Source organism: Levilactobacillus cerevisiae, from assembly GCF_003946245.1.
GTDB lineage: Bacteria > Bacillota > Bacilli > Lactobacillales > Lactobacillaceae > Levilactobacillus > Levilactobacillus cerevisiae.
This window is the reverse complement of sequence record NZ_RHNN01000038.1, coordinates 1-25,155: the sequence shown is the minus strand read 5'-3', so window position 1 is coordinate 25,155 and position 25,155 is coordinate 1. Positions and strand designations below refer to the sequence as shown.

Genomic DNA, 25,155 nt, shown 5'->3' with positions numbered 1-25,155 from the left:
CTTTTTTATTTTTCTGATTTTCAAAACAGACAAAAAACCGGTATTAGTTATTCACCAATACCAGAAAGTGTAGACCCGCAACAACTTGCCGTAAGATTTCCTTGTGACTGATTCCCGTTAAGTTGTGATCGAGGACTTCAGCAAATGCTGGTGCCACCGCAATGACAACTTCGTCACGAGAATAGCCAGGCTTGGCAACGCCAACGTGCTTGAACCAGTCGACTGATTTCTCAGGTTCTGGTTGGTCGCTATTAACTGGTGCTGCTACAGCGGTTGATGCTGAGTCATTTTGGAATGAAATTGGTGTATCCACCGTTTTCGTTTCAGCAATGACGTTGCGGATAATGTCACGCAATAATTTTTCATCGATTTCTTGAGCCACAGTGTTAACCCCCTTTTTCGACCTAAAGTTTCATGTTTTGTGGATCGATAGCGAACGGCAAGTTCTTGATCCGTTCCCATTCGTCCGTATCTTCATCCAGACGGTAACCAGTGCCTGGGCCTTGGTAGTCGTTGGCATCGTTGACCGCGGAAAGCACGTTCCACTTTTCGTCGAAAATTGCAGAGGTTTGGAGGAAGTCCCCACAAACTTTTTGCTTCTGCAGGTCCAAGACGGCTTGGGCAATATCCTTAAAGCCATGGTTGAACAAAGCTTTAACGATATCAACACCGGTGATACCCCGGTCTAATAAGTCTTGTGCACCCTTCATGTCTTCAACCATGTTCCGGTCTGGCATGTCGGCTGACGTGTTGGCGTAAGTTGCGGCTTCAACTTCTTCATCGGTAATCTTTGGTAAGCCCAGATCACTGAAGACAGCTTGTAAAGCCTTAGCAGCTTTATTTCTAGCCTTGATGATGGTTTCTTCATCAACTGGGTGAATCCCACCGTTGATGGCCAAGTCACGTTCCATTACGTAGTAGTCATCGTAGTCCATGGCATCCGTGTTGGAACCAGCAAACGTGTTATCGTAGTTTGGTGTTGATGAGTAACCGGATGAAATGTAGTCGGTCCCAGCAATGAATTGACCCAAGAGACGTTCAGTCCGACGCATGTCAGAGTGAGAGAAGGCTTGGTCGTTTGCGGAAGCACATTCCAAATCGAGCATCATGCACAATAAGTTTTCGCCCAAGACGGAACGAATACCTGAAGGCACGGACCCGGGGATCCCTATACAACTAACACCACCGTTTTGCAGCCCTTGAACACCAGAAGCCTTGGTAATGAAGATACAACGTGATTCGAGGTAAAGCATTGACTTACCTTCGGTGTAACCCATCATAACTTCGGAACCAGAACCAGAAGTAAAGCGCATCTTCAAACCACGTGAAGCGTAGCAAGAAGCTAAGAAACCTTTAGACCAAGGCGTGTCATCACCATCAGTGAAGACCTTGTCAGTCCCATATACGGAAATGGTTTCAGCATACCCGGTGAATCCGCGCATCCCTAAGCTCAATTCCATGGCTTCTTCAACAGAACATTGGGTGATAACACCTGGACGACCAGTTTGCGCACCGACCAGCAATGAAATCGCATTCAATGGAGCGTAACGCGCAACGGCAGTCGTGGTTTCTTGTTCTGGGAAGCCACGTAAAGCTGCATCAGCAGCATCGGCAGCAATTTGAACAGGATTGTCACGAATGTTGGTAACGTGACATTGGGTTGCAGGAGTCCGCCGTGGCCGCATCTTTTGCGTAGCCATGATCATTTCAGCAAAGTTTAATTTGCTAATAACTTCTTCAGCCTTGGCTGGGGTCATCGCAGTCGTAATGGCAATGATGTCTTTACGAGAAACGTTAGGATCACATAACATGTTGGCAATCTTGATAGAATCCATTGCCATGACCTTTTCAGCATTTTCCAACTTGATACCGTAGTTAGCGATGTATAAATCAATCAAGTCGAAGTCTTCACGAGGCTTTTCATCAAGTTCAGTTACCACACCATTTTCAATCTTAATGCTTGGCTTAGGGTCATTCGGCCCCATCATGGCAACAAAACCTTCTTCAGGCCATTCTTTAACGAAACCATCTAAATGAATCGGACGCTTTTCGAGTTCTTCAAATCGTTTTTGACGTTTCACTTAAATATCCCCCTTTACTAGTGGATGTAGGACGGAAAATCATTAACTGGATTTTCGCCTAACTGTGCTAAGAGCTTCAAGCCGACTTCACGACCAGCAATAACTGCTTGCCGAACGGCTCCGGAATCACCACTGATGTGGACAATCCCTTCATTAGAAAAGCTTGTTCCGTGACCTGGTGAGGCGAAAGTTAAGACATCGACACCGGCAGTTTTGATTGCTGTGTCGGCCATAACAACCCCGATACCAGAAGGTGCACCACAGATGAGGCCGTAAGCCTTACCTTCAGGAGCACCGAAGGCCATGTGGCAAGCGCCCGCTGCTCTAGCAGTGAACTGTAATTCCAAGTGACCGGCGGCTGAATTGTAAACATCACCGAATGTCCGACTCAGGTTGTCGAGTGCTACTTGAATAGCAGAACGAACATCTGATGGATCGTACCCGCCGACGAGGATCAATACCCCATGACCGGCACCACCCTTGGTATCCCGTGGCATTTCAATGTCAATGACTTCCGTGTTGGTTGCCTTGACAGCTTCGTCCATGGCCATAATTTGAGGACCGGCACCAGTCCGTGAGCTAAGTACACCGATGACTGAGAAACGCTTTTGAACGTGTAAGTGGTCGAGTAATAAGGTATCGACGCTAGGAATACACATTCCAATCGTGTCACCGATTTCCGTGGCGCCGACAAATTCGGGTACCACGCTAGTTGAATTCAAAAAGTTATCCATTGTTTTTCCTCCCGATGACTGCGAGGCCGGTTTCACCGTTACCCCGTGACGCAGAAGTTCTTTGACAATTTGATTCATTAACTGCTGATTCGCCATCTGAATTTACCTATCGGCTTATTTCTTAGTTGGCAAAATCTTTTCAACATCAGTATGTGGACGTGGAATAACATAGTTAGAAAGAACTTCACCAATGTTTTCCGCTGCAGAAACGCCAGCGTCAACGGCGGCCTTAACAGCACCAACGTCACCACGAACCATGGTCGTAACTAAGCCGTGACCAATTTTTTCTTGGCCAAGTAAATCAACATTAGCGGCCTTGACCATTGCGTCAGCGGCTTCAATAGCAGCAACTAAACCCTTTGTTTCGATTAAACCCAGTGCTTCTTGTTCCATGATAGAACCTCCATTTTTTGGCTGGACGGTTTGTGCCGCCCGTTCTTTTAAAACGCTTTCATTGTACAAAGGACTTATAACACTATTTCCCACAAAAAATGATTTTTCAGGACAAGAATGTGGAAACTGAGGCACTTTTTTGTAAAATGCTCAAAATAGTACAATTAAAATGATAAGTCTAGCTTGATGTTGTTATCGATTTCAATTACAATTATGCGGTGATAACGATTTCATTGCTATTTTGTCGACAAACTGGCCAACCAGTAAATTGACCGTCAAATTTGAACAAATACCTAATTCAGGAGGAACTATCATGCCCACTTATTCACCAAGTCAAGAAAACTATCGAGAACTCGCCCACGCTTTAGCTACTTTTACCAGTTTGACCCAGATCAATACAATCTTTTTTGACTTCACGGGCATTCTTCTTAAGGACGATTTTGTTTACGTTAATCACTCAGTTATCGAAGACAATCTGACCAATCAGGGATTCGACGAATATGCTTTGTTCCCGGTGAGCCGCCACATCCAACTCTGGGGCGCCATCATGTGTGACAGCACCAACGTCTCCAAAAAGCGGCTCTTCTTATCCCGCTCCTACTTAGAAAACCTCATGCACCAAATCTTTGATGAGGAATCCTTGGGCAAGGTGAGCGTCTGGGAACCCTTAACTTCCGACCAAGTTAATCAAATTGGGTCACTCAGCTCCTTCGTCCAGATGGCCTCTGACTCCGCTAGTACACCATCCAAGCTCACACCACCAACGGCCATCAACTCTCAAGCCATTGACAGTGACGAGGCTCTGCACAGCATTACGCTAGCGATTAACTTCATTAAAAAGAATATTCAACGACCCATTTCACTAAATGAAGTCGCCCAACAGGCCTTTCTCTCGCCTTCATATTTAAGCCGATTATTTAAAAAGTATCTACACGTTAACTTCATCGAATATGTTAACAACCAAAAGATTGCGTTAGCTCAGGAAAAGCTCTCCATGTCGTTAACGCCTATCAATCAGATTTCCACGCAAATCGGGTTTACCCAAACCAGTTACTTCACCAAGATATTCAAGAAAAAGACGGGGCAAACCCCTTCCGAATACCGGCAACGTAACCACACCATTCAGAAAATCTACACGATTCCACGCGAGATCAATTGGAACGAGGCAGGAACCATCATTGATGTGTCTCAGGACTACTTTAAGAGCCATCATATCGACTGTCATATCGAGTCTAGTGAAGGCGCAACGTACGTGAACAGCATCGGGGAATTAAGCGATGGCAACGGCGAAAAGGGTTGGATCTACACCGTCGACGGCCAGCAGCCCACCCAATCAGCTGATGAAATCACGGTTCACGACAAGTCAGTCATTCAATGGGTCTATACAGGCCAAGCAAATTAAATCTTTCGTCAAAATAAAACTACGCTAGATAGCCCACCTTCAATTGGGTACCTAGCGTAGTTTTACTTTGACCGCACATCATTCGACCAATTTGAAACTGATCCGAATCGTATGCATGTTGTCTTAAAAAGATTGTATGCTACTTCAACATTGCTTGTAAGCCAGCGGCAAGAATCCCACCGACAATTGGGCCACACATTGGGACCCAAGCATAATTCCATTCGCTAGAGCCCTTATGTGGGATCGGCATCAGTGAATGTGCCAACCGGGGACCCCAGTCACGGGCAGGGTTCAAGGCAAACCCAGTGGTCGTCCCTAAGCCCATCCCAACGACGGTAATCAAGGTTCCGACGATGAACGGCTTCAAGCCTTGGGTAAAGTTCCCCAGGTTCAGTAGGATGAAGACGAATGCCCAAGTCGCAATCAATTCAGAAAGGAAGTTAAAAACTGGATTGGCAATTGCGGGACGGGTAGCAAAAATCCCAACAGTGTTGCCGGATTCTACGTCTGGCGTCTCTTTGAAATGAGGATAGAACTGAATAATAACAATTACCGCGCCGACGAATGCCCCTAAGAATTGTCCCAATAAGTATGGAACAACTTCGCCCCAAGGGAAGAATCCAAACAGAGCGAAGCCAATGGTTACGGCTGGATTCAAATGACCATCTGAACCCAGAGCGCCACCAACATAGACCCCCATTGTCACTGCCAAACCCCAGGCAATACTGACGTAGGTCCAGTTAGAACCTTTTCCATATGTACCTTTTAAATTAATACTGGCACCTGTACCTGCACCTAAAACGATCAAGATCATCGTTCCAAAAAACTCACCGATAAAACCGTTCATCATAAAACACCTGCCTTAACATTTTGTTTTTACAACAAGCGTAGTGTATCACAAGCCAACTACTTCGATATTGCCAAATCTAACGATATTTCTACGCTTTTGTGTAAGCGCTAACAAAAATATAACACTGACTAGTTCATTTCTAAATGAGACCGTGCTATTTTGAAAGTTGGGGCGAATAAAAACGCCCACCCGGTCTTCGGATGGACGTCTCTATTCTATTCTGATGGACACCTGTGCACGTCCTGTAAGCTTTTAATAGCCCGCAGTCGTGAAGTACCAGTGAACCGTGTCACCGCTCTTAACAGGTTTCATATTGGCAGCCTTGTCAATGAACTTCCCATTAACCCGATACTTCCAACCGCTCCCAGTCTTCACATCGTTTTCAGCCAGCCCATTAATGCTGCTGACATAAACCGCAGCCCCATTTTGATAAACTAGCTTAAGCTTCGACGATTGGAGCACCGTGAACGCATTGGACTTACTGTTAACCGTCACATTTCCGCTGAAGAAGGTCTTCTTGTACCCGCTGACAACCAAATGTGCCTTGGCTGTTGAACTGGCCTTATGACTCGTCTTCGTTGCCGACTTGTGCGCCGTTGACTTCGTTGCCTGACTCGTAGCAGCCTTACTGGTCGCCTTCTTGTGAGCGGCCGTAGAACTGGCCTTCGAGCTGGCAGCCGCAGTCGTGGCATGATGGCTTGTAGCGGTCTTTGAAGCGGCAGACGTGCTATTTTTCTTGCTGCTAGCCTTCTTCGACGATGAGCTGGCCTTTTTCTGACTCGACGCCTTGGCCGCTGAGCTACTTGCCTCACTCGAGGACTTCGCTGACGACGAACTGCTTGTTGCCGCCGTATCTGGTGCTTCCGTTGCCTGACTCTGACTACTCTGTTGCAGCGCCAGTGCCCCGCCAATCACCAAAATTGTGACGACCACCGCCGCGATGATCCATCTTGTTTTTTTCATGCCGACTACTCCTTAATTAACCTTATTTGAACGTGTAAACCAACTTGTTCGTGTATGAACCGTTGTTGGCAGCCACTGCAGCTAAGCTAACTTGACCGTAAGCCAAGACCATGCTGTAAGCATCCTTTACAGAACCGTCAGACTTCACGTAACTGAACATTGCCTTCAATGGTGTAGCCGTTTGGCCCTTCTTGATAGCTGTCTTGTTCACGTACTTGAATGAGGTCTTGGTAGATGCCAAAGCTAAGATTCCTTCAGCAGATGAGTTGGCGTTAGGGTTTTCCTTGCCATTGTAAGTGTAACCAAAGGCACCACTCTTGTAGATGTTCTTCTTCAAGTAGCTACGACCAGCAACTTCAGCCTTGTTAACCGTCTTGTTAGTGCTCTTGCCCATCATCATGGCGTTCACAGCAGCGGCAGTCGTGTCACTGTCAACACTAGCAGCGGTGTTGTTGTATGCCCAACCATTGTTGGATTGCTTGTTCTTAGCAATTGCCAAACTCAGTGAAGACTTGGAGAATTTCGCCTTGCTAGGCTTCTTGAACGTCTTGTTTGAGGAAACGGCAACTAATACTTGGCTTTGAACGTTAACCGTTTGCTTCGTCATGGATTGCTTGTACAACGTGTTTACCAGGTTGATCGACTTCTTGGCACCAGCTGGCGTGTACTTGGTTGGGTTAACACCGATAGCTTGTAAACCAATGATAGCCGTTGATAAGGTTGCTGGGTCACTCTTCGTGGAGATAACCAAGTTCTTCTTGATCAGCTTCTTGTTAGCAGTCGTAAACTTGTAGCCTTGCTTCTTCAGGCCTAACAGGAAGTCTGAGTAACCAGCAGCGGCACCGGTCGTCTTGTAATCGGTCTTGCTAAAGATTTTAGCAGTGCCGTTAACGCCGTCTTTGTTTTGCTTCATCATTTTCTTAGCGTATGTATAGATAGCTTTTTTCTTGCTCTTTTGGGAGCTCTTGGAAGCAACCTTAACACTAGCAGCGTTAACGTCCATTACTGGGACAACTGCGCCTAAAGCCATTACTGCGGTCAATGAAGCTGCGATTAACTTGTTGTTTAACATGAAATAAATCCCCTTTTATAAAATATTGTATTTGGTCATCAAACGATCCATCAGCTTGCGCCAAGGTTGATACAAAAGTAATAAACTAATTGCGTTCGTGGCAGCATGCATCGCGTCAAACATCAGACTAGCTGCAAACGACAGGAAGAAACTGGCTGGCCGCAACGGCCGAACGTAGGCCAGTGCATACCAGAGGTCCATGATCCAACCGAACCACAGTCCCCAGAGCGCGCCCCAGACAACCATGACCCAGAGATTATTCTTCAACTGGGTCCGTCCGAGCAAACCAGTCGTCAAGCCCATCAAGCCCCAGGCCAACATTTGCCACGGTGTCCACGGTCCCTGACCTAAAAATAGGTTCGAGACCAGTGCCATCATCGACCCGGACACGAAACCTAGTTCCGGTCCCAGGCTGACGGCACTGACAATCACCACGAAACTGGTCAACTGCACGTTGGGAATCGCCGCTAGCGGCACTCGCCCCATGACCCCCAGGGCCACAATGACCGCCAGGAAGACCAACAGGCGCGTCCCCATTTGGCGTTTCTCAAAGTGCCAGTAGGCCGGCAAAATGCTGCAGGCTAGACACGCAAAACTAAAAATCAAAAAGTGATGGCCCTTCAACAGGAGCATCCCCGCCAAGAGAACCAAAATCAAGGCGACCGGAACAACTAGGTTCCAATTATTTTTCCACCATCCACGCTGTACGATTTTTCTCACCTCCTTAATCGGTAATCTGCGTAACGTCGTGACTGAACAGTGCGGTCGGCACCTGTTGCCGGAGCAGCCGGTTGACCGCCGTCGTGGACAAGAAGTTGTCCGTGAAGAAGGCCCGCGTCGACTGTGGCGTCGTCAGGCAGCCATTGAACATAAAGGTACACGTGTCCGCAAACTCGGCACAGAAATCCATGTCGTGACTGGCCATGATCAGCGTCAATCCCGCGTGGTGCTTGGCTTGCAGGATGCCACCAATCATCAACTTCGTGGCGGGATCCAGGCCCTTGGTTGGCTCGTCTAATAACAGAATTTGTGGATCCGTTATCAACGCCAACGCCAAGCCCAACAACTGCTGCTGACCGCCACTCAAGTCGAACGCATTTTGCGTCGCGACGCCTTGTAAATGAAACGTGGTCAGTGCCGTTTGAACCCGCTCCGTCACGTCGCCAGCGCTCAGCTTTGCCTGCGCCGTGAGCTCTTCGGTGACCGTGTCGCCGTTGAACTGTTCGGTTGGGTTCTGGGACAGGTAGCTGAGTTGCTGCAGCCGGTCACGGTTCTTCATTTTCCAAATGACCTGCTGGTTGAGGCGCACCTTGCCGTGTTGCGGCTTCTGCAGCCCCGCCAAAACGGTCAGGAACGTCGACTTGCCGGAACCATTCTTGCCAATGATGGCCAGCCAACTTCCCGGCGTGACGGTCAAATCCAACTGGTGCAGGATATCCCCCGTCGTTGGGTACCGGAGTGAAACGTGTTGGGCCACAAACTTTGGCTCATTCGGAACGGTGTCTGACTGTGGCGTCGACGTTGGCGCCGGTTGAAAGTGCCAGTCCTGTTGGGCAATCAACTGCCGGCCCGCCGTTACCGTTAGAGGTAGCTGGGCGACCGCCAAATCGTGGTCCAAGAAGAACTGGGGCACCGGTGGCACGAACGGTTGCAGCGCCGGTGCCGCTTGCATTTGCCGTAAGCCCGTCGAGACGTCGCCGTCGTAAGCAAGATGGCCCTGCTCCAGCAAGACCAGCCGGTTGGCCAACGGTAAGACCCGGCTCAAGCGGTGCTCCGTCAGGACAATCGTGATGGCTAGCTCGTCGTGTACTTGTTGTAAGATGTTAAGAAAATTCTGTGCGGTGGTCGGGTCCAACTGGGCAGTCGGCTCATCTAGCAGGATCACTTGCGGCTTGAGGGCCAGGACCGATGCTAAATTTACCAGTTGCAGTTGGCCCCCGGACAAGTCTTGAATCGGCAGATGGAGGAATTGATTGAGTCCTAAGAAATTGGACACCTCCGCGATGCGCCCGTTCATGGCGGCCGTTGAGTAGCCGAGATTTTCTAAGGGAAAGGCCAGCTCCTCAATGACCGTGGCCATGATCGGTTGTACCTGCGGGTCTTGCGCCACGTAGCCCAACTGTTGCGCGCTCACGTTGCTGGAGAGCTCCGCCACCGGCGTGCCTTCGTAGGTCACCTGGCCGCTCTGCTCACCAGCCGGTTTCAACTCCGTCTTGAGCTGCTTGAGTAGCGTCGTCTTGCCGCTACCCGTAGCCCCGACAATCGTCACGAAGTCTCCCGCCGCAATTTGCAACGAAATATCCGTTAAGGTTGGCGTTGTCTGACCCGCGTACGTGAAGGACAGGTGAGCACAATCGATTAATTCTCGCATAATTTGTATCCCACCTCACCCGCTAACGGTAATCCCACAAAAATCAGTGTGGGGACGATGACCCATAAATCCGCTGGGTTATAAATTGTGAACTGCGTCACGTCGCCGGTCCAGCCCCATCCCTGAAAGCGACAAATCAGGATCAGTGCAAAGACCCCCAGGCTACAGGCGATAAACAGGCCGTCCATCAGCTGCCAGCGAAAGGTTTGATAATGACTCCGCTTCTTGGCACCAAATCCCCGCGCTTCCATTAAGACCGCCGTTTCCATGGCCGATGACACGGAATCAATCAACAGGATTCGCAGCAGGCGGCCGGTCTTTTGCAGCCGTTCACGCCAGGTGCCCTCATTTAAAACCACGTTACGTGTTTTCTGCAACATGATTAAGCGCCGAAACTTTTGTGTGAACAGGTTCACCATCCGCAGCGAAATCGTCAGGAGCATTGCCAGCCGTGGCACGATGGGAAACAGGAGGTAACTGAGTTTGGGCGTCGTGATGACCCCGTTAAACAGGACAAAGGCCAGAATCATGCCGCCGAGCGACAGCGCCATGGTCAGGCCGTACAGAGTCGCCGTCCGCGTGATGCGAAACGTCCAGCTTCCCAGTTGCCACTGCCACAGCGTTCCTGCCCCCGTCTGGTTGAGGATGACGTTAAACACAAAGATCATGGCCATCAATGACCCGACCCCCTTGATTGTCGCCCAAACCTTTTGACGGTTAAAATACCAGCCGCACAGGCCCCAGAGGCCAGCGAACAACACGGCCGTGATCACCAAATGGTTAAAGATCAAGAGTAGCGTGAAGAGCGCAACAAAGTAGATGGTCGCAGTTAGGGGGTGCAGGCGGCTAAAGAAATTCAGTTCATCAAAGATGCCAATCGTCATGTCCGCGCCCCATTCGTCCTTTTACTGAAACCGTTTTCCAGGTTCCTATGGTATCATTTTCTGCTGGGGACAAGCCCCAATATCTTGTTAAGATAATTCTTTTTCGTACTATCGCTAGTGCTTTATTGCTATTTTATCATTTTTTTGTCTCTGCCGTTAGAAATAATACTATCTCTTGCCTTGAACGATTTCTTTCGGGTCATCGCCATCGCCTCCGGGATGGTGAAAATGAGACCGGACCGCTGTGGGCGCACGCCCGGAGCCAAAGGGCGGTCTCCGGGCTTACCTTTGAGCCTCTTAGCCCGAGTCTCAAAGGTATCAATTCCCTAACCGGCCAAGTTCACCGCTAAGGGAATTCCCACGGCTTGGCTCATTTTCACCATCCCTGCGGCTGACACTGGTTCAGGGCTTCAAGGCAGATGGTATTTTATTGCGGCACTGATTTCTGACTGGCAGCTGGCTACTCGCACGCAATTAAAGTTGAACGTCCAACAACACTTGTTCAGGCCCAACTAATGAAGATTGTAGATAGTGTCGAATAAGCTAAAGCCAGTCACTGTCACTCACGCCCATCTGACCCAATCCCATCAAAAAAGACGAAGACTCGGCCCCTCATTCAGCCGCTCATCGTCAATGACGGAGATCATTATATGACTGATAATCTTCTATAATTACTGGCAACGGCGCAATCTGGACTGGTTCACCCACACAACCTGAGTAGGTCTCATATCACTTTAAGCATAACAGTCTTGAAAGGGATTTCATAGTCCCCGAAATCAATTTCAATGCTGCTGTAACGCCTATCACCCGCTCAATGAAAAAGGTCAGTACGCCCGTCACCCTGTTATGGGCACCTTGCGTACTGACCTTATATTGTTGCGTTTTAACTTTAGTTACTGGATTGCCGGGCTATCAGCCCTAATGCTCACCAGCTAAACACCAGTTGTCCCACGCTACTTCTTAATTGTCCGCACAATCTGCTCGCAAATCAGCTGCAAGTCCTGATCCTCGTGGGTCACCAATACTGGTGTGAAGTTGGCTTGGACCAGGTACACAATCATCTGTCCCGCAATAATGCGGACAATTCCAGCGGCGTCAATGTCATCCCGAATTTCTCCTGTCCGGCGGAATTCGTGAAGCAATTCACCCAGGAAGTCGAAGTCCTTGGCGGAGACTAATTTGACAAACAGCCCGCGCATCTCAGCACTGGTCATCATTTCCATGATCACAATCTTGACGGCCTCTTTGTTCTCGCTGATAAAGGCGTACCGGTCGTGGACCATGAAGTCCACCATCCCCGTCAGCGTTTCGCAGTTATGGATGCCATCGAAAAACTCATCGCGGTAGTGCGGGAAGAAGTTCTCCATCACTGGTTTGACAATTGCCAACAGGAGATCCTGCTTCGTGTGAAAATACTTGAAGATGGTCGCCTGACTGATACCGGCCGCATCCGCAATCTGCACGGTGGACGTCCCGTCGAATCCCTTCTCAGAGAAGAGCTCCATAGCGGCCACCAAGGCGGCTTTCTTACCTTTGGGCATCTTTTCGTGTTCCAACCAGCTGCGGTAATTATTAAATATATTTGGCTCCACACCACTCACCCTCTCTAAGAACTCATTCAGTCTATTATACGCGACCTAGTTGAGAATCTCTCGTAATTTTCTAAACTTTCCGGTAACGCTTCAGGCCAACGATGTTCAAGAAGGTTAAGACCAGCAGGAATGCCAGCAGAATCAGGATATTCCAACCTTCGTCGAAAATGGACGTCCCGCGCATGATGATGTCGTTCACGGCATCCCCGGAGTACTTCAGTGGGATGATGTAGGAAATATCCTTGACCCAAGTGGCCATCGAGTCCAGTGGAATAATGCCGGAGAAGAAGACTTGCGGCACGATAACCAGGGGAATGAATTGCATCATTTGGAACTCGGAGTTGGCAAACGTTGAGAGCAAGATCCCAAAGGCCAAGGCTACTAGCGCCAAAATCAGGTTCATCACAACCACACTGGCCATGTTGCCGACCACTTCGATTCCCAGTAACCACACCGTGACCAGGACGATGATGATGGTCTGAATCACGGCCAGAATCCCGTAACTTAACATGTACCCAAAGACAATGGAGGAGCGCTTAACGGGCGTTGCCAGTAACCGATCCAAGGTCCCCGTCGTCCGTTCCTTTAACAGCGCCATCCCAGAAATCAGGAAGACGAAGAAGAAGACGAAGAAGCCCATTAAGATTGGTAGCATCTTAGCAAAGTAACCCGTATCCTTGTCACCGTAAACGTAGTGGTTCGTAATCTTTGGCGTCTTTTGACTCGTGCTCTTGGTAGCCGTCGTCGTGGACGTTGCCTTGGTTGCCGCGGCTTGCTTCGCTGCCGCTGCGGTTCCCGTGGTGGCCGTACTGCTAGCGGCCTGTTGCTTTTGCATGGCAACCAATTGTGCTTGTAGCTTGGCCATTCCGGTCGTGCTCTTCTTCAAAGCAGACTTCAATTGGTCAATGCTTGTGGTCGTCACGGCGTTCTTGAAGGCCATCTTCACGGCCGCCGTCTTACTGGAGTCCGTGTTGGCGTAGGTCAAACTGTAGTTGTTGCCATTTTTCTTGATGATGGCATCAATTTTTTCATCGTTCAAGGCTTTCTTCGCGTCCGCCTTGGTGTCGTACGTCTTCACGTCAACGTGCTTGATGTCGCCCATTTCCTTGTTTAATTTCTGGGTCACGGAGACGGTCCCGACGTTCACATTCGTGGTTGAGTTGGTATTAAAGATCACGCTCATTAACAACATCACTAGGATGGGTGCGACAAACATCAACGCTAACGTCCGCTTGTCCCGGAAAAGTTCCTTCAGCACCCGGTTCATAATTCCAATTGTTCTCATTATTCTACACCCTCCGCCTTTAAGAATACGTCTTCGATGGTTGGCACGTTGTATTGCTTCTTCAATTCTGCTGGCTTATCAAACGCCATAACCTCACCATTTAGTAGCAGGGCCACCCGGTCGGTCAGTTCCGCTTCGTCCATCACGTGGGTCGTAATCAAGATGGCCCGCCCTTCGTCACGGATGTGGCCCAGTTCCGCCCAAATTTGCCGACGCAAGGCGGGGTCAATCCCAACGGTTGGTTCGTCTAAAATTAACAATTCTGGATTACCCAGCAACGCGATGGCCAAGGACAAACGCCGTTTCATCCCACCGGAGTAACCGGAGACCCGCTTCTTCAGGTCAGCTGTCAGGTCAACAACACCAGATGCATGGGCAACTTCTGCGGCCATATCTGCGCGGGTAATCCCCTTCATTAGCCCAAAGAACTTGAGATTTTCTTCACCAGACAGGTCGTCGTACAGGGCATCCGTCTGAGCCATGTAGCCGATGCGCCCCAGGAGCTCCCGGTTAGGCATCACGGTGTTGAAGACCTTGGCGGAACCGCCATTGGCGACTTCCATGCCCAAGGCGACCTTGATGACCGTTGACTTCCCGGCCCCTGAAGGCCCAATCAACCCAACGATTTCACCGGAGTTGACGGTGAGGTTGATATCTTTTAAAACGGTTTGATCGCCAAACTTCTTGGCTAAATGTGCTAAATCAATAATTGCTTGTGCCATAATAGTACCTCCCAAAACGATTTTAGTTTGTAGGTGAGTGAGTGATTACTTACCTGATAAAGTGAGTATATACTCACTAGCAATTTTTGTCAATAACACCTTGCAAATTAATTTAAAAAGAATTATAGTGTATGTACACGATATAGAAAGGACCCATTAACGATGACCCATCATTTTACCCAAACCTGCGCCTACTTCACCGCCGCCCGCTACATGCGTGCCGTGGAACAGCTGGCCGATCAGGTCTACGCGCCCACCGGGATGAAGCCGGCCTACGCCTACATCATGATGGCGCTGGAGGACACTCATCCCCAGACCATCATGCAACTCAGCACCACGCTGGGATATGAGCGCTCCAGCATCTCGCGCATGGTCAAAACCCTGGCCGCCCAGCAACTGGTGACGCTCACCGCCCAGGGTCGCGCCACCAGCATCGACTTGGCCCCGGCCAGTGCCGCCTTCTTGAAGACTGCCAACGACTGCTTAATCAAATTTGGCCAGCGGACCGACGACTTGCTCGGCACGACCAAGGCCCCGATGACCGACCTACTGACGGAAAACAATTTAAAACTACGGGAGGATTTCAAATGATTACCTATCATACGATTCAAGTTAACGACCTCGACATTTTTTACCGCGAAGCTGGCGACCCCAGCAAGCCAACCATGTTGCTGTTCCACGGCTTTCCCTCTGCCAGTCACATGTTCCGCGATTTGATGCCGGCACTGGCAAATGACTTCCACTTGATTGCACCGGACTATCCGGGCTTTGGCCAATCCAGCGCGCCCGACCACACCGAGTTTGCCTACACCTTCGACCACCTAGCTGATATCATGACCGCCTTTTGGCAACAGCTCGACCTCGGTGCCGCCTACATCTACGTGTTCGATTACGGTGCTCCGATTGGCTTTCGGATTGCAGCGCAGCATCCCGACTGGATCAAAGGAATCGTCAGTCAAAACGGCAACATTTATCAAGAAGGCTTAGGGCCGAAATGGGCGGATCGCCAGGACTTCTGGGACCACCCGACCGCAGCCAAGCGCGACAGTTACCGCACGGCGTTTGCGCCCGCGACCATTAAAGGCCAATACCTGACGGGCACCCAGGCCGGCGTGGTCGGTCCCGACGGTTACACGTTGGACATCGCCTACACCCAGACGCCCGGGTACGCGGAACGGCAATTGGATTTAATTTTCGACTATCAAAATAACATTAAACTGTACCCCACGTTCCAGAAATACTTGCGGGAACACCAGCCAAAGCTACTGGCCGTCTGGGGGAAGAATGATCCATCGTTTATTTATCCTGGTGCTGAGGCGTTTACGCGGGATGATGCGCGGGTGGAGGTCGATCTGCTGGATACGGGCCATTTCTCCCTCGAAACCCACGCCAGCACGATTGCCCAACTGATCCTCCGCTACTTCGGTTAACGCCATTCGCCTTACCGGGCGGGAAAAATGTACTGGAACGCTGTGGGTAGGACGTCCAGAGCCAAAGGGCGGTCTCTGAACTCGCTTTGAACCGCCAAGACCGCGTTTCAAAGTCGCCATTTTCTGAGCAAACCACTCAGAAAATCCCACGGCTGAGTACATTTTTCCCGCCCTCTCGGCTGATGTGGTGTTAGATCAGCGTGCTAGTGTCAGTTGCTTTATCTTGCTTCAATGTCTCTGTTTATTGTTCTGGGGCCCACTCGAAGCCAAAGAGCGGTCTTCGAGTTCATTTCGGAACCTCAAAAGTTCATGAGTTTCCAAAATGGCCCGTGCTGTATGCCGGTTCCCGGCCAACACCACTATCACAGGTGGTCCGCCTGACTGTCTCCGGTTCCAACCAACTCCCACAATCACTACCTGCATACACGACGTCTTTGTGTGAAATCGTGCTAAGTGTTCATGAACAGTTGATCTTTCTTGCTTCACTTTGAGACGTTTTTACTTTCAATTTTTTCTGACAAACTAGCCTTCTGTAGATGTTTTTCTTGGCGCTAACTTCTATAGAAGGTTTTTGTGTGTCCAATGACTCTCAGCCTTCGCTTGCCTTACCACTTAACCTCACTGCTGACGTCCCGTTACCAAATCTTCACGTAATAATCCTTGACTCCCTTATCGACTGGTTGTAAGATGTGAGCAATCAGGTGAGTAATTAATCACTCACCTTTTAAATCTACTAACGGAAGAAGACGTTATCTATGCGATTAGCAAACAGAGTTGCTTTAGTTACAGGTGCTACTAGTGGGATTGGTGAGGCGATTGCTCGGCTTTATGCGACTGAGGGCGCCAAGGTTTTAATCGGTGGGCGTAAGGCTGATCTCGGGAACGCCATTGCTGACGACATCAAGCAACAGGGTGGCGAGGCCACGTTTATTCCCCTCGAGGTCACTGACAAGGCTGCTTGGGAAGCCGCTGTCAAATCCGCTCAGGAAATCTACGGTGGGCTTGATATTTTGGTCAACAACGCTGGGACCGATAACCCGGTTGGCTTTCCAAAAGTTGATTTAGACAAATGGAACCGGATTATGGCCGTCAACGTCACCGGTCCCATGATGGGGATTGAGGTCTGTGCACCACTTCTCAAAGTTTCCGGCAACAGTGCCATCGTCAATATTTCTTCACTCGCCGGCATGTACGGGACACCTGGTGCGGCCTACTCGACGTCAAAATGGGCCATGCGGGGGCTGTCTAAGAACGCCGCTTACGCTTACGCTGACTGGGGCATCCGCAGCAACGTCATCGAGCCCGGTTTCATTGGTGGCACCAACATGACCAAGGCTATTATGAAAATGACCCACGGCCAAGACATCATGGGCGAAATGACCTTGATGGGCCGCTCCGGCAAGACCAGCGAATTGGCCGGTGCCGCCCTGTTCCTGGCGAGCGAAGACTCCTCTTACGTCACGGGGATTGACGTGCCCGTCGACGGTGGCTTGTACAGCGCCGGCTACTACGGCACCGTGAAGACCCAATTGTCTAAGTATATTGCGGCCGCTCAGAAAAAAATGAACTAACTTTTAGCGACATTACAAAGGCCCACAACGCCGTGTTGTGGGCCTTTTCCTATGCAATCATACCTGTTCCAAATGCCCACCATCGGCCAAATCCATGCCGCTGTATGCACTCATTTCCGCCGTGGTTGGGTATCCACCCAGCTTCATCACCTTGCCAGCCACGACGGTCACTGGCAAAATCGCGATGCCATACTCCGCAATCAGCTTGGCGACCTGTTGCTCGCGGACGAAGGCGTTGGGATTCTGCGCCAGATTACGCCGGAGCACCCGGACGTTTTCACTCTGATTGATCTGCTTCGTCTGCGCCGTCAGCCGAATGAGATCCGGATCCACACTGGGACCACATACCCCGGTCGGACAGCACAACGCTTTTTCATAGATATTAATCTTCCTCATGAGCAAGGCCTCCTGAATTTGTGACGGGTTGGAGTCGGTCGGCTTCAAAATTCGTTTGCCAACCCACAACCGCAAAATGGTTCTGAGCTGCTGCCGCGATGCGTTTCAACCACGGACTTTCATTTTGCGCACGCATTTGTAAAAATGGGCTCAAGGTCGCTGAAGTGGCTGCCAGGCTTTGGTTAACAACCCACCAGGTATGGGCGATGTGGGCCCGGTCCAAATCTTGTTGGAGCCGCAACGTCTCGTAGACCGGAGTCGCTGCGGGTAAGGTCACCATGATGGTTGCCGTTTGCGTCGGGTCCTGAAGTCGCGGTAACAGGCGCGACACCGCTGCCGGAACAGTCCCGGTGGTTCGTTTGACCTCCGCGGCGTAATTCTCTGTCGACGATAAGAGCAGGAGTGTGTGGCCGGTTGGGGCGGTATCGATCACCAGCACGTCACTGTCGTCCTCGTCAACAATCTTGGCAAATGCTTCGAACGTCGCAATTTCTTGGGTGCATGGCGATTTCAGATCCTCCATCACGTAATCCACGTTGTCGCCACCCATGTCCTGCTTGGCCTGAGCCAACACACTTTCCTGATAGTCCTGCAGCACCTGTTGCTCATCGATGTGACTGACCTGAATCGCCGGGTCGAGTTGGAACCAGTTCAGATGGTCGGCGGGATCGGTAGTGGTGAGGTGCACGCGCTTTCCCTTTTGCGCTAAAGCTTGGGCGACCGCCACGGCAATCGTGGTCTTGCCCACGCCCCCCTTGCCCATGGTGAAGATGATGCGTTTCTGCTGTAGGGCGGCCACCACGCGGTCCAGCCCCGCGTAGGTAGTCGCTGGCGGTGTCACTGGGGCAACTGCCGGTTGCTCGTCGGCCAGCAACTGTCGTAACTCCGGCACACCACTCACGTTATAGGCCCTGAGCGGCACCTGCCAAGCGATTGGCAAAATGTTAGCGGGAATGGCAGCGAGGTCCGCCTGTTGTTGCTGATAGAGCGCTGGCGCTGCCGTCTGTTGTGAAATTGGTAAGACACCATTAACCACTAATTGATGGTTGGTGATGCCCAATTTAGCCAGCTCCGTGGCGGTCCGGCTGGCCTCTTGCAGGGTTGCCCGTTGGGGGCGTGCCACCAGAACCAACGTCGTCTGCTGGCCATCCGCCAACACCTGCGTGGCCTGTTCGTAGCGCGCCTTTTCCTCACCGAGCCCCGCCAACTGCCCCAGGCAACTGGTGCCCAGCTGATTTTCATCCAAATAGGTGCTCCAGGCTGCCGGCAATTGCAGCATTCGTAACGTATGCCCGGTTGGGGCCGTGTCAAAGAACACGTAGTCGTAGGTCTGATTGACGACCGGATCCGTGAGCATATTCGCAAATTCATTGAACGCAGCAATTTCAACCGTGCAAGAGCCCGATAGCTGTTCGGCCATGTTATCGAGCGCCGCTTGCGGTAAGACGTTGCGGTAGGGGCCAATCACGTGCTCCCGGTAATCCGCCGCGGCCTCGTTGGGGTTAAAGTTAGCTACAGCCAGGTTGGGCACGGTGGTCACTGGTTGTAAATGATTCGTCAGGTCATCCGGAAAAATATCCTGTAGGTTACTGGCCGGATCCGTGCTGATCAGGGCCACCCGTTTGCCCTGGTCCGCGAGTTGGACGGCAACACTGGCCGCAATCGTGGTCTTGCCCACGCCGCCCTTGCCGGTGAAAAAGAGATACTTGGTTAACGAAAGCTGCTCCTGAACGTTTACCATGCTACTCACCTGCCTTCACTGTCGCCGGCGCAAACTCACAGACACACGTCTCGTCGCTCGACAACAACGTCGTGGTCTGCTGAAAGAAAGCCGCCGCAAACGATTGACTCAGCGTGTAGTGGGTCCATTTACCGGCCTTGTAACTGGTAACAATCCCCGCATCCGCCAGCACTTTCATGTGATGAGACAGTGTTGGCTGGGTAAACGAGAAATGAGTCAAAATGTCACAAGCACAGAGCGTTCCCTGGGAAAGTAAGGCAATAATTTTCAAGCGATTCTCATCGGCCATCGCCTTTAAGGCGGCCACGTATGCTGGATAATCCATAATGCCATCTCCTTGTACCTTGTCATATTGATATTCGTCTATGTGTTAATGATAACGCTTTCACAAAACATTCACCAGGAAACCGACTCGCTGAACGGCAGCCAACCAAATCCCAGTGGCCAGGATTCAACCGGTACGGGACGACAAAAGGCGCAGGACCATGGCCCCGCGTCCATTTTCAATGAAATTTTTATAACAAACGCAAGACCAAGTGAATCTGTGCTGCCACCCGTTTGCGTGATTCATCACTAATTTCTCGGTGATTGTGGAGCAAGAGGTCTTCAAAGAGCATCTTCACAAAAATCGACATGACCGTCTGCGATAATGTCCGGACTTCTGCTGGATCGTGGTCTTTACTGATTCCCAGGAAAACGTCGGCGATTTGTTCCTGAACGCCATCAAAGGATGCCATTAGCCACGCCGATTGTTCATCGGACAGCAAGGCGCGCTCGCGAACCGTGATGATGAAGGATTGATAGCCCACGTCTTCTTGAATGACCGACGAAATTCCATCGAACAGATCCAACACGTGGTTTTCCACGTTTTCGCTGGTCCAACCCTCCAGTCGCTCATGGGCCATCCGCAAACGGTCAGTCACCCCTTCGTGCACGATGATGTCTAGGAGTTGGCGCTTGCCTTTGGGAAAGTAGTAGTAAAGTAGCCCTTCCGCAATGCCCGCCTGCTCGTTTAGTTCTCGCGTTGAGGTGCCCGCGTAACCCTTTTCGGCAAAGAGTTTCCGACCGACGTCGATGATGTTTTGCCGCTGTTGCTCACTCTTCTTCATAATTCCTATCGCTCCACTCAAATTCTTTCAGTCATTTGTTCCCGGTTAAACGGATATCGCCAGACGCCTCCGGGCTGATCAAAATGGGATCGGATCGCTGTGGGCGGACGTCTGGAGCCATAGAGCGGTCTCCAGACTTGCCTTTGAGCCGAAAGTTCCCGTCTCAAAGACACCAATTCCCTAACCGGCATGAACCCTGCCGACAAGGGAATTCCCACGGCTTGACCCATTTTGACCAGCCCTCCGGCTTACACTCATCCAACCGGCAACAGACGACTAACCATTTAACTTGTTCTCCGGTGGTGGTTTTACCCGTTTAGACATTGCTATCATTATACGCGTTAACCCGGTTTAGTTTCTACTCATTATGTTCTACGGCATTGGGACTATCTAATGGCTCAATTGGATTGACCTAACCGGACTGACATACCGTTACATACCACACAACAAACAAGACGACAGTCCATTCACCAATCAGCCACAAACCAACCAATCTAGTGGTCAGCAACAATATCAGCCGATAGGGCGAGAAAAATAGATTCAGCCGGGGATTTCCCGAATGAACCTCTCGGGAAATGGCGACTTTGAAACGCGGGCTTCGGTTCAAAGCGAGCCACGAGACCGCCCCTCAGGCTCGGAACGTCCTCCCCCAGCGTTCCAATCTATTTTTCTCGCCAATTTACATACCACACAACAAACAAGACCGCAATCCATTCACCAATCAGCCACAGCCAACCAGTCTAGTGGTCAACAACAATATCAGCCGATAGGGCGGCCCAAATGCTCTCAGCCGGGGGATTTTCCGGATGCTCCTTCGGGAAATGGCGACTTTGAAACGCGGGCTTCGGTTCAAAGCGAGCCTGGAGACCGCCTCTTGGCTCCAGGTGTCCTACCCCCAGCGTTCCAGTCCATTTGGGCCGCCCGGTAAGGCGCGGGAAAACAGCAATCCATCACTAACACAATCAAACCGTTTTTTGTGGCTGATTGGTGAAAGGCAGGCGTTCGCCACGCCAACCGGCGATGTCGTCCTCCTCAAACGCATAAGTCAGCGCCTTCCCATAAGCCGCCTCATAGGCCGCCTTCTTCTGCTGGTAATCCGTAGCCATCATTGCCCGGCTATTCTCCCGCACGGACAGGTTTGGGTCCGGCAAAATTGGCTTGAGCACGTGCATCACGTAGCGCGTTTGATCAAATTCAGCGTTGTCGACCAGCGGCAGGTCGCGAATCTCCACGAAACACGAGATGACCGGCACGTTGAATTTGGCCGCGTAGTAGTACGCCCCGCGCTTGACGGGCCGCGGTTTGCGATAGTTGAACCACATTTCCTGTTCGGGATAGATCAGCAGGTACTGCTTGTCCGCCAGCACCCGTTCGACCAGCTGAGGAAAGACCCGGCCGGCGTACTCCTTGTCGTCGCTGATGGGAATCGTGTCGTAATAGTTCATCAGGTAACCGATAAAGCCGCCCATTTCCAAATTGGTGTCGCGACTGACAATGAACAGTCGCTTCTTCCCCGCGGCCCGCATGGTTTTGCGAACGACCGTGTTGTCTAACGGGTTGAAATGATTGCTGGTGACAATGGCGCCACCGGTCACGTCCTTTATGTTGGCGAGCCCCTCAATCCGGGTTCGCCGGTTAAAGTAGCGGGTAGCCAGATTGGCCACGCGCCGCGATACGTGATTGTTCATGCGGTAACTCAGCGTTTGACTGCGGTCCACGTAATGCTGGAGTAACTGTTGTTGCTGCGCCTTGGTCAGGGTGGGATCCGCAACTTCCACCTTGGCGTTTAGCTTGCCCGCTGCCGCGTCGCGTTCCATGTTGGCAACAACTTGTTCCTTCATCCCACCGATAATCATTTAGATCAGCTCCATTTCCGTTTCCATTTTAGTTAAATCGGTTCTATCCATGCTGGCAAATTTCTTGAGTTGCCCGAGCAAGCCCTGTTCTGCTTCACGGTCCTGGGCCCGGTCGGCGTCGGTGTAAGCCCGTTGGATGGCCTGAACTTCCGCGTAGTACGGGGCTTGGGGCGCCACGTCCCAGAAATACTGGCCGTTTTGGGCGTCGGCAAAGTGCCACGGCTTGCCAAACAAGCTGTAGTGTAAAATCTGGGGCGCCGTCACGCGCGTTTGCGTCGTGGGCATCACGTTCCAGCCGCGGTCCAGGTGCGCCACCCGGTTGCGGCACAACAGGTTGAGGTAATCTTGGTCGGGGGCAATGAAGTCGACGTGATAGTCCGTCAGGCAGTGCATAAATTTTTCGTTGAACTTCTCCGCGCGCATCTGCTTGAGGTTCAGCAACATCACGCCAGAATTGAAGTAGTCCGCAATGGGTAAGCCTAAATGCTGTTCAACGTAGGCCACGCTCTGAGCGTTGTCGGCCGCGAAAGTATCAGGCACCGCGCCCACCAAATTATTTCCCAGCGGCTGGTTAAACAGGTTGGCCAGGTCGGTCGTGGTGACCACGTCGGCGTCCAGGTAGATTGCCCGGTCGTACTGCGGGAACATGGCCGCGATGAACAGGCGGAAGTAAATCGTCAGTGTAAACATGTTACCCCGCAGTTTCATGTGCTCGCCACTGAGTTGGCCCTTCAGACTATCCGCCATCGGGGCAAAGCGAATCTGCACGTTGGGGGTCGCACTCTGCGCTAACTTTGCCTGATTTGCCTGCGAGAGGTCATCGCATAAAATGATGATTTCATACTGATTCGTGGGTGCCGCGTGGTCGACAATCGAGGTCAGGGCCACGGAAAGAAATGGCGCGTAAGCATCGTTGATGGAGAAGAATACGGGAATTGTTGGGTTCATGAGTGGGCCTCCTATAGGTTAACAATTAGTTTTTGGTACTCATTTAAGATGTCATCATATTCGTGGAGCTTTAGTTTACTGTGCATCTCGTCGACGTCCCACGGCTTCACCGTTAACGTGTGGAGCCACGGGAACAACCGGAAGCTGGTCGTGAAATGTTGAAAAACGGTGTCCGCTCGAAGCTGGCGTTGCTCGTTGAATTGTCGTCCGAGAACCCGTTTATGCGTCACCAATTGATTGAGAGCAGATTGGTCAGGCATGAACATTTCTCGGCTTTGGCAAAGCTGCCGGCTGCGGGCAAACAGGTGCGTGCGGCGAATCTCGGGGAGATTTAACAAAAGAATCCCGGAGTTCAGGTAGTCGAAGCGGTCCCAACTCTGATGGAAAAACCAGCGGCCGTAATGGTCCAGCACACCCGCCAGCTCGACGTGGGCCAGGTTCTGGTGGTAAAAGTAGTCCGGATTGCGCCGGCAAATCACGTCGGTGTCCAGGTACAATAGGTGATCGGGCAACCCCGGCACCTGATCCGCGTACAGCCGCAGCATGCAACACGGTGTGAAGATGGTGTTCAGATTGGCGCTTGGCGGCATGGCAGCGACCAGCGCGGTCACGTCCACCCGCCGGACCCCATTTTGCGGATTGGTCCGCTTGACCAAGGCATCCAGCTCGGTGACCGTCTGCTGGGATAGCGGGTAGAACTTGCGGGCATCATTTTGCATGAAGGCCGTTAGAATCGTGATGTGCAGCGGCTCCTGGGTTTCCTTGAGCAACGATAAAATGGAAATCAACAGACCCCGCTTCATGTTCGTGTCCCCACAATATAAAATATTCAATCTTCACCCCTCCTTCTGGTACTGCACGTAGGTCACGTTGCTGGTCGCCGTGCGTTTAAGCATTTGTTCGTGAATCTGGTTGGCCAGTTGGCGCTGCTGTTGCTTGGCAGTCAGGCGCCGGTCCGGGGTAAACGGCCCGTCAACGTAAATCACCCGCCGTGGCCGCCCCCACCAGCGTTTGCGATAGGTCACCGTCAGACAATAGGCCGGCACCTGCGCGGCAATCGGAAAGTGAAACGCCCCCGGATTGAACGGCCGCACCCCGGTGTAATACGGCCAGACGTGCTGTTCGGGGTAGACCATCAGCCACTCGCCCGCCGCCAGCTTGGTTGCCACGACTGAGCGGAACGGCCGCATCTGGTGCAGCGTCTGCGGTGTCGGCAAAGCCCCACCGTACAGAGTCAACGGCCCAATCACGGGAATACCCAAGTTGGCGGGACTCGCGAGCACGTTGAAACTCTGGTGATGACCTAAATAGTACGGCATCAGAACGTCGCCAGTCGGCTGGGTGTGGTTGCCATAGACCACAAAGCCTCCGGTGGCCGTCCGCAGCCGCCAGCCATTCTTGATGGTGATGGGCCGACTGTAACGATAAAGCAGACTGAAGACTTTCGCTGTCGCCCGGACCACTCGGCGCTGCCAGGACCGCCCTGGTGCCCGCCAGGCATAGGTTGCCGGTAGCTGCCAATCCTGATGGCGACTGGTAATCACCTCATCGTGAAACGTGTGATAAATTTTAGTTCGCATGGGCTCATCTCCAGCTAAAATAAAATTAAGTGAGTGATCAATCACCAACATCAATATAACACATTCTATTTTGAAAACAAGCTTTTTTTGAAAAAAGTGGGTCTCTGTCAAATCGTATTGGTGGAGATTTTGAACGGCACATTCACTTCGGTGAATGTGCTTTTTGTTTACTCAT

General features: G+C 51.3%; 24 protein-coding genes and 1 pseudogene. 4 read left to right on the top strand and 21 right to left on the bottom strand.

Annotation, left to right across the window (positions count from 1 at the left end; all coding sequences use genetic code 11):
* Window positions 1-70 precede the first annotated feature (70 nt).
* The 4 genes and pseudogenes from EKM99_RS14265 to EKM99_RS14250 all read right to left on the bottom strand — a co-directional run.
* Window positions 71-382, bottom strand: a pseudogene (locus EKM99_RS14265) (propanediol/glycerol family dehydratase medium subunit); the annotation flags it as partial.
* 22 nt (window positions 383-404) lie between these two features.
* Window positions 405-2,081 (bottom strand): propanediol/glycerol family dehydratase large subunit, encoded by a 1,677-nt coding sequence (locus EKM99_RS14260; RefSeq protein ID WP_125584066.1) that lies wholly within the window; start codon window positions 2,079-2,081, stop codon window positions 405-407.
* Between the two features lie 17 nt (window positions 2,082-2,098).
* On the bottom strand, window positions 2,099-2,911 hold the full coding sequence (gene pduB / locus EKM99_RS14255; protein WP_125584065.1) for a propanediol utilization microcompartment protein PduB: 813 nt from the start codon (window positions 2,909-2,911) through the stop codon (window positions 2,099-2,101).
* 18 nt (window positions 2,912-2,929) lie between these two features.
* On the bottom strand, window positions 2,930-3,208 hold the full coding sequence (locus EKM99_RS14250; RefSeq protein ID WP_125584064.1) for a BMC domain-containing protein: 279 nt from the start codon (window positions 3,206-3,208) through the stop codon (window positions 2,930-2,932).
* 313 nt (window positions 3,209-3,521) lie between these two features.
* On the opposite strand from EKM99_RS14250, the gene EKM99_RS14245 reads away from it, so the two are divergent.
* Entirely contained in the window at window positions 3,522-4,610 is a 1,089-nt protein-coding gene (locus tag EKM99_RS14245; protein WP_125584063.1) for a helix-turn-helix domain-containing protein, read from the top strand.
* A 139-nt stretch (window positions 4,611-4,749) separates the two neighbouring features.
* Here EKM99_RS14245 and EKM99_RS14240 read toward each other — a convergent pair whose 3' ends face one another.
* The 9 genes from EKM99_RS14240 to EKM99_RS14200 form a co-directional block, all read right to left on the bottom strand.
* Window positions 4,750-5,457, bottom strand: a complete 708-nt coding sequence (locus tag EKM99_RS14240) for an MIP/aquaporin family protein (protein WP_125584068.1) — start codon at window positions 5,455-5,457, stop codon at window positions 4,750-4,752.
* 255 nt (window positions 5,458-5,712) lie between these two features.
* Window positions 5,713-6,423, bottom strand: a complete 711-nt coding sequence (locus EKM99_RS14235; RefSeq protein WP_125584062.1) for a DUF4430 domain-containing protein — start codon at window positions 6,421-6,423, stop codon at window positions 5,713-5,715.
* 22 nt (window positions 6,424-6,445) lie between these two features.
* Complete coding sequence (locus tag EKM99_RS14230) at window positions 6,446-7,495, bottom strand: prenyltransferase/squalene oxidase repeat-containing protein (RefSeq protein WP_125584061.1); 1,050 nt, start codon at window positions 7,493-7,495, stop codon at window positions 6,446-6,448.
* A gap of 15 nt (window positions 7,496-7,510) precedes the next feature.
* Window positions 7,511-8,128, bottom strand: coding sequence for an ECF transporter S component (locus EKM99_RS14225; RefSeq protein ID WP_225419881.1), 618 nt, complete (start codon window positions 8,126-8,128; stop codon window positions 7,511-7,513).
* Between the two features lie 91 nt (window positions 8,129-8,219).
* Window positions 8,220-9,866, bottom strand: coding sequence for an ABC transporter ATP-binding protein (locus EKM99_RS14220; RefSeq protein ID WP_125584060.1), 1,647 nt, complete (start codon window positions 9,864-9,866; stop codon window positions 8,220-8,222).
* A complete protein-coding gene (locus tag EKM99_RS14215; protein ID WP_125584059.1) occupies window positions 9,854-10,750 on the bottom strand; it encodes an energy-coupling factor transporter transmembrane component T in 897 nt (298 codons plus the stop codon). The genes EKM99_RS14220 and EKM99_RS14215 overlap by 13 nt, the downstream gene beginning before the upstream one ends.
* A gap of 953 nt (window positions 10,751-11,703) precedes the next feature.
* Window positions 11,704-12,291: a TetR/AcrR family transcriptional regulator gene (locus tag EKM99_RS14210; RefSeq protein WP_404819783.1), complete on the bottom strand. Its 588-nt coding sequence runs from the start codon at window positions 12,289-12,291 to the stop codon at window positions 11,704-11,706.
* Between the two features lie 121 nt (window positions 12,292-12,412).
* A complete protein-coding gene (locus tag EKM99_RS14205) occupies window positions 12,413-13,627 on the bottom strand; it encodes an ABC transporter permease (protein WP_125584057.1) in 1,215 nt (404 codons plus the stop codon).
* The gene (locus tag EKM99_RS14200; protein WP_125584056.1) at window positions 13,627-14,349 is read right to left on the bottom strand and encodes an ABC transporter ATP-binding protein; all 723 of its coding nucleotides are present in this window, start codon (window positions 14,347-14,349) and stop codon (window positions 13,627-13,629) included. Before EKM99_RS14200 ends, EKM99_RS14205 begins: the two co-directional genes overlap by 1 nt.
* 213 nt (window positions 14,350-14,562) lie before the next feature.
* On the opposite strand from EKM99_RS14200, the gene EKM99_RS14195 reads away from it, so the two are divergent.
* The 3 genes from EKM99_RS14195 (at window position 14,563) to EKM99_RS14185 (ending at window position 17,350) form a co-directional block, all read left to right on the top strand.
* Window positions 14,563-14,940: a MarR family winged helix-turn-helix transcriptional regulator gene (locus EKM99_RS14195; RefSeq protein WP_164511616.1), complete on the top strand. Its 378-nt coding sequence runs from the start codon at window positions 14,563-14,565 to the stop codon at window positions 14,938-14,940.
* On the top strand, window positions 14,937-15,779 hold the full coding sequence (locus tag EKM99_RS14190) for an alpha/beta fold hydrolase (RefSeq protein WP_125584054.1): 843 nt from the start codon (window positions 14,937-14,939) through the stop codon (window positions 15,777-15,779). Before EKM99_RS14195 ends, EKM99_RS14190 begins: the two co-directional genes overlap by 4 nt.
* Before the next feature lie 755 nt (window positions 15,780-16,534).
* Window positions 16,535-17,350: an SDR family NAD(P)-dependent oxidoreductase gene (locus EKM99_RS14185; protein WP_125584053.1), complete on the top strand. Its 816-nt coding sequence runs from the start codon at window positions 16,535-16,537 to the stop codon at window positions 17,348-17,350.
* 57 nt (window positions 17,351-17,407) lie between these two features.
* Here the strand turns inward: EKM99_RS14185 and arsD are convergent, their stop codons facing one another.
* The 8 genes from arsD to EKM99_RS14145 all read right to left on the bottom strand — a co-directional run bounded on the left by arsD (window position 17,408) and on the right by EKM99_RS14145 (window position 24,980).
* On the bottom strand, window positions 17,408-17,746 hold the full coding sequence (arsD, locus tag EKM99_RS14180; protein ID WP_125584052.1) for an arsenite efflux transporter metallochaperone ArsD: 339 nt from the start codon (window positions 17,744-17,746) through the stop codon (window positions 17,408-17,410).
* A complete protein-coding gene (arsA, locus tag EKM99_RS14175) occupies window positions 17,733-19,487 on the bottom strand; it encodes an arsenical pump-driving ATPase (protein ID WP_125584051.1) in 1,755 nt (584 codons plus the stop codon). The genes arsD and arsA overlap by 14 nt, the downstream gene beginning before the upstream one ends.
* A gap of 1 nt (window position 19,488) precedes the next feature.
* Entirely contained in the window at window positions 19,489-19,812 is a 324-nt protein-coding gene (locus EKM99_RS14170) for an ArsR/SmtB family transcription factor (protein ID WP_125584050.1), read from the bottom strand.
* 190 nt (window positions 19,813-20,002) lie between these two features.
* Window positions 20,003-20,596: a TetR/AcrR family transcriptional regulator gene (locus EKM99_RS14165; protein WP_125584049.1), complete on the bottom strand. Its 594-nt coding sequence runs from the start codon at window positions 20,594-20,596 to the stop codon at window positions 20,003-20,005.
* A 962-nt stretch (window positions 20,597-21,558) separates the two neighbouring features.
* The gene (locus EKM99_RS14160; protein ID WP_225419879.1) at window positions 21,559-22,437 is read right to left on the bottom strand and encodes a lysophospholipid acyltransferase family protein; all 879 of its coding nucleotides are present in this window, start codon (window positions 22,435-22,437) and stop codon (window positions 21,559-21,561) included.
* 15 nt (window positions 22,438-22,452) lie between these two features.
* Window positions 22,453-23,400, bottom strand: coding sequence for a glycosyltransferase family 8 protein (locus EKM99_RS14155; RefSeq protein WP_125584047.1), 948 nt, complete (start codon window positions 23,398-23,400; stop codon window positions 22,453-22,455).
* A gap of 11 nt (window positions 23,401-23,411) precedes the next feature.
* The gene (locus tag EKM99_RS14150; RefSeq protein ID WP_125584046.1) at window positions 23,412-24,233 is read right to left on the bottom strand and encodes a glycosyltransferase family 8 protein; all 822 of its coding nucleotides are present in this window, start codon (window positions 24,231-24,233) and stop codon (window positions 23,412-23,414) included.
* Window positions 24,234-24,236: 3 nt separating this feature from the next.
* Window positions 24,237-24,980 (bottom strand): lysophospholipid acyltransferase family protein, encoded by a 744-nt coding sequence (locus tag EKM99_RS14145; protein WP_125584045.1) that lies wholly within the window; start codon window positions 24,978-24,980, stop codon window positions 24,237-24,239.
* Window positions 24,981-25,155: the final 175 nt, after the last annotated feature.

Bases quoted from the DNA above. Each gene is read 5' to 3' on its own strand.
- pduB (WP_125584065.1), bottom strand. From the start codon at position 2,911: ATGGCGAATCAGCAGTTAATGAATCAAATTGTCAAAGAACTTCTGCGT.
- EKM99_RS14250 (WP_125584064.1), bottom strand. From the start codon at position 3,208: ATGGAACAAGAAGCACTGGGTTTAATCGAAACAAAGGGTTTAGTTGCT.
- EKM99_RS14245 (WP_125584063.1), top strand. From the start codon at position 3,522: ATGCCCACTTATTCACCAAGTCAAGAAAACTATCGAGAACTCGCCCAC.
- EKM99_RS14240 (WP_125584068.1), bottom strand. From the start codon at position 5,457: ATGAACGGTTTTATCGGTGAGTTTTTTGGAACGATGATCTTGATCGTT.
- EKM99_RS14235 (WP_125584062.1), bottom strand. From the start codon at position 6,423: ATGAAAAAAACAAGATGGATCATCGCGGCGGTGGTCGTCACAATTTTG.
- EKM99_RS14230 (WP_125584061.1), bottom strand. From the start codon at position 7,495: ATGTTAAACAACAAGTTAATCGCAGCTTCATTGACCGCAGTAATGGCT.
- EKM99_RS14225 (WP_225419881.1), bottom strand. From the start codon at position 8,128: ATGCTCCTGTTGAAGGGCCATCACTTTTTGATTTTTAGTTTTGCGTGT.
- EKM99_RS14220 (WP_125584060.1), bottom strand. From the start codon at position 9,866: ATGCGAGAATTAATCGATTGTGCTCACCTGTCCTTCACGTACGCGGGT.
- EKM99_RS14215 (WP_125584059.1), bottom strand. From the start codon at position 10,750: ATGACGATTGGCATCTTTGATGAACTGAATTTCTTTAGCCGCCTGCAC.
- EKM99_RS14210 (WP_404819783.1), bottom strand. From the start codon at position 12,291: ATGCCCAAAGGTAAGAAAGCCGCCTTGGTGGCCGCTATGGAGCTCTTC.
- EKM99_RS14205 (WP_125584057.1), bottom strand. From the start codon at position 13,627: ATGAGAACAATTGGAATTATGAACCGGGTGCTGAAGGAACTTTTCCGG.
- EKM99_RS14200 (WP_125584056.1), bottom strand. From the start codon at position 14,349: ATGGCACAAGCAATTATTGATTTAGCACATTTAGCCAAGAAGTTTGGC.
- EKM99_RS14195 (WP_164511616.1), top strand. From the start codon at position 14,563: ATGCGTGCCGTGGAACAGCTGGCCGATCAGGTCTACGCGCCCACCGGG.
- EKM99_RS14190 (WP_125584054.1), top strand. From the start codon at position 14,937: ATGATTACCTATCATACGATTCAAGTTAACGACCTCGACATTTTTTAC.
- EKM99_RS14185 (WP_125584053.1), top strand. From the start codon at position 16,535: ATGCGATTAGCAAACAGAGTTGCTTTAGTTACAGGTGCTACTAGTGGG.
- arsD (WP_125584052.1), bottom strand. From the start codon at position 17,746: ATGAGGAAGATTAATATCTATGAAAAAGCGTTGTGCTGTCCGACCGGG.
- arsA (WP_125584051.1), bottom strand. From the start codon at position 19,487: ATGGTAAACGTTCAGGAGCAGCTTTCGTTAACCAAGTATCTCTTTTTC.
- EKM99_RS14170 (WP_125584050.1), bottom strand. From the start codon at position 19,812: ATGGATTATCCAGCATACGTGGCCGCCTTAAAGGCGATGGCCGATGAG.
- EKM99_RS14165 (WP_125584049.1), bottom strand. From the start codon at position 20,596: ATGAAGAAGAGTGAGCAACAGCGGCAAAACATCATCGACGTCGGTCGG.
- EKM99_RS14160 (WP_225419879.1), bottom strand. From the start codon at position 22,437: ATGAAGGAACAAGTTGTTGCCAACATGGAACGCGACGCGGCAGCGGGC.
- EKM99_RS14155 (WP_125584047.1), bottom strand. From the start codon at position 23,400: ATGAACCCAACAATTCCCGTATTCTTCTCCATCAACGATGCTTACGCG.
- EKM99_RS14145 (WP_125584045.1), bottom strand. From the start codon at position 24,980: ATGCGAACTAAAATTTATCACACGTTTCACGATGAGGTGATTACCAGT.